Raw genomic sequence first — 2914 nt, 5'->3', positions numbered from 1 at the left:
GCGCTCTTGATGCGCTGCGTCGGCCCCACCAGCGAGATCGCCCCGAAGGGCTGCCCATGCTCGTCGCGGATCGCCGCGGCGATGCAGCGCAGGCCGACCGCGTTCTGCTCGTCGTCGATCGCGAAGCCGGCGCGCCGCACTTCGCCCAGCGTCTCGTGCAGCCGCGAGGCGCGCGCGATGGTGTTGGCGGTGAGCTTCGGCAGGCCGTAGGTGCGCAGGTACTGCAGCACGTCGTCCTCGGCCATCGCGGCGAGGATCGCCTGCCCCATCGCAGTCCCGTGCAGCGGGGCGCGGAAGCCCGGCTTGCCCATGGCACGCATCACCTCGCGGCTTTCCACCTGGGTCACGAACACGATGTCGCCGAGATCGGCGACGCCGAGGTTGACCGTCTCGCCGTGGCTGTCGCGCAGGCGGCGCATCACCGGCAGGGCGAGCTGGGCGATGCGGCGCCGGCGCGCGAAGGCGGCACCGACCGAGAAGCAGCGCACGCCCACATACCAGAGGTTGGTCTCGCGATCGAACTGGACGAACTGGCGCTGCTCCAGCGTGGTGAGCAGGCGGTGCGCGGTCGAGGAAGACAGCCCGCTGCGCGCCGCGATGTCGACCAGTCGGTAGCCCTCGTCGTCCTCGGCCAGCACCTCCAGCAGTTGCAGCGCCCGCGTGAGCGACTGCACGGTGCTGTCGCTATCGCGGTCGATGCGGGTGATCGGGCTGGCAGCGTTGCGGGGCGTACGGCGGGGAGAGGCGGTCATGGGGTGCGCCTTGCAAATTGCACGCCAGGAGGCATGCGGCTTCTCGGCCGTCGACCCGGCTCCTTTGTCAACAAAACAGGCTTGGCGTTGTCGACATAGTCGTCAACAATGGCCCCCGCGAACATGGTGGTAACACTGATGCCGACACGACTGCTTTCCAAAGGATGCCCATGCCCCCGACCCTGCGCCTCGGCGTTCTGACGCCCTCGTCCAACACCGCGCTGGAGCCGCTGACCAGCGCGCTGGCCGCCGCCGTGCCGGGCTGCAGCGCGCACTTCTCGCGCTTCCAGGTGACCGAGATCGCGCTCTCGGCGCAGGCGCTGGGCCAGTTCGACGACAGCAAGATCCTCGCCGCCGCCGACCTCCTGGCCGACGCGAAGGTCGACGTCATCGGCTGGAGCGGCACCTCCTCGGGCTGGCTGGGCTTCGAGGCCGACCGGCGCCTGGTCGAGCGCATCCGCGAGCGCACCGGCATCGCCGCCACCACCGCGGTGCTGGCGCTCAACGAACTGCTGGCGCTGCGCGGCGTGAAGCGGCTCGCGCTGGTCACGCCCTACACCGCGGACGTGCAGCAGAAAATCGTCGACAACTACCGCCGCATCGGCATCGAGGTGGTGGCCGAGCGCCATCTCGGCATCCGCGTCAACCACGACTTCGCGGCGGTCGAGCCCGACCGGCTGCTGGAACTGATGCGCGAGGTCGCGGGGGCGCGGCCCGAGGCGATCACCACCTTCTGCACCAACCTGCGGGCGGCGCCGCTCGCGCAGGCGGTGGAGGCCGAGCTCGGCATTCCGCTGCTCGACACCGTGAGCACCACCTTCTGGGGCCAGTTGCGCGCGGCCGGCGCGGACCCGGCGCAGGTGCGCGGCTGGGGCGCGCTCTTCGGCTGGCGCTGATGTCGACCCCCCGTGCGCGCAAGCGCGCCGCCACGCCCGCCCGGCTCGAACGCGAGAACACGCAGGACGAGATCTACGAAAAGATCTACGCGGCCATCCTCGAACATCGCCTGCATCCCGGCACCAAGCTGGGCGAGGAGCGGCTGGCCGAGATCTTCGGCGCCAGCCGCGCGCGCATCCGCGAGGTGCTGGCGCGGCTGGCCCACGAGCAGATCGTCGAGCTCTTCCCGCAGCGCGGCGCCTTCGTGGCCAAGCCCACGATCGAACAGGCACGCGACGTGTTCGAGGCCCGCCGGCTGATCGAGCCGGCCATCGTGCGGCGGCTCATCGACACGCTCTCGCCCGAGAAGCTTGCGCGCCTGCGCGAGCACCAGGCGCGCGAGCTCGACGCGCGGCGCCGCGACGACAAGCGCGCGGTCATCCGCCTGTCCGGCGAGTTCCACTCGCTTGCCGCCGAGCTCGCCGGCAACACTGCGCTGGCGCGCAGCATGCGCGAGCTGTCGGTGCTGACCTGCCTGATGATCTTCCTCTACGACGCGCCGACCTCCGCCAGCTGCCGGGCCGATGAGCATTCGAAGATCATCGAGGCGATCGCGAAGCGCGACGCGCCGCGCGCCCAGAAGCTGATGCTGGAGCACCTGGCGCACATCGAGGGCAGCATGAAGCTCGACGGCGCGAGCGAGGAGGTCGATCTCGCGGCGATCTTCGGGCCTTAGCACGAGAAGCCTGAGGCATCGTCGAGCGCCTGCATGGCCGCGCCTTCGATGACGGCAATCTGACTCTTTCTGGCGCCGCCGCCGATATTGCGGCGCTGCACAGCAGAATCCGGCCCTTTCAAAAAGAACAAGGGTCGACGTGATGATTCCCAGGGAGGTTTCGGGCCTGCGGCTCGGAAGAAGACGCGCGCGCGAGATGGGTGTGATGCCATGAACAAGCATCTTCACCGCATCGTCTTCAACGCCGCGCGCGGCATGCGCATCGTCGTGCAGGAAACGGCTCGCAGCACGGGTAAGGCCAGCGGCGCCACTCCCGTTCTTGTCGGTACTGCGCTTGCGAGCCTGCTGGTCGCCATGGCGGCGCAGGCGCAGATCGTCGGCGCGCCGGGCGCGGCACCGGGCCTCAGGCCCACCGTGCTGTTGGCGCCCAACGGCGTGCCCCTGGTCAACATCCAGACGCCCTCCGCCGCAGGCGTCTCGCGCAGCCGCGCAACCCTGACCACCGGCACGCCGCAGCTGAACGCGCTCGGCGGGCTGGAGGGCTACGTGG

The 2914-nt window shown here is 70.1% G+C and carries 5 protein-coding genes; 3 read left to right on the top strand and 2 right to left on the bottom strand.

Translation table 11 applies throughout. From position 1 onward, the window contains the following. On the bottom strand, window positions 1-752 hold a 752-nt coding region (locus APY03_RS10575), incomplete at its 3' end, for an IclR family transcriptional regulator (protein WP_068676697.1). A 170-nt stretch (window positions 753-922) separates the two neighbouring features. On the opposite strand from APY03_RS10575, the gene APY03_RS10570 reads away from it, so the two are divergent. Together APY03_RS10570 and APY03_RS10565 are read left to right on the top strand one after the other, a co-directional pair. Further along, window positions 923-1648, top strand: coding sequence for a maleate cis-trans isomerase family protein (locus APY03_RS10570; protein WP_068676560.1), 726 nt, complete (start codon window positions 923-925; stop codon window positions 1646-1648). Continuing rightward, a complete protein-coding gene (locus APY03_RS10565) occupies window positions 1648-2364 on the top strand; it encodes a GntR family transcriptional regulator (protein ID WP_068676558.1) in 717 nt (238 codons plus the stop codon). The genes APY03_RS10570 and APY03_RS10565 overlap by 1 nt, the downstream gene beginning before the upstream one ends. On the opposite strand, the gene APY03_RS45320 is transcribed toward APY03_RS10565, so the two are convergent. Continuing rightward, the gene (locus APY03_RS45320) at window positions 2361-2495 is read right to left on the bottom strand and encodes a hypothetical protein (RefSeq protein ID WP_269475636.1); all 135 of its coding nucleotides are present in this window, start codon (window positions 2493-2495) and stop codon (window positions 2361-2363) included. The genes APY03_RS10565 and APY03_RS45320 overlap by 4 nt on opposite strands. Window positions 2496-2574: 79 nt before the next feature. Between APY03_RS45320 and APY03_RS10560 the strand changes: the two genes are divergently transcribed. Then, a partial coding sequence (locus APY03_RS10560) for an ESPR domain-containing protein (RefSeq protein WP_157103398.1) occupies window positions 2575-2914 on the top strand: 340 nt, incomplete at its 3' end.

This window comes from Variovorax sp. WDL1 (assembly GCF_001541225.1).
Lineage (GTDB): Bacteria > Pseudomonadota > Gammaproteobacteria > Burkholderiales > Burkholderiaceae_C > Variovorax.
Note: the sequence above shows the minus strand (reverse complement) of the source record. Positions and strands in the feature narration are given on the sequence as shown.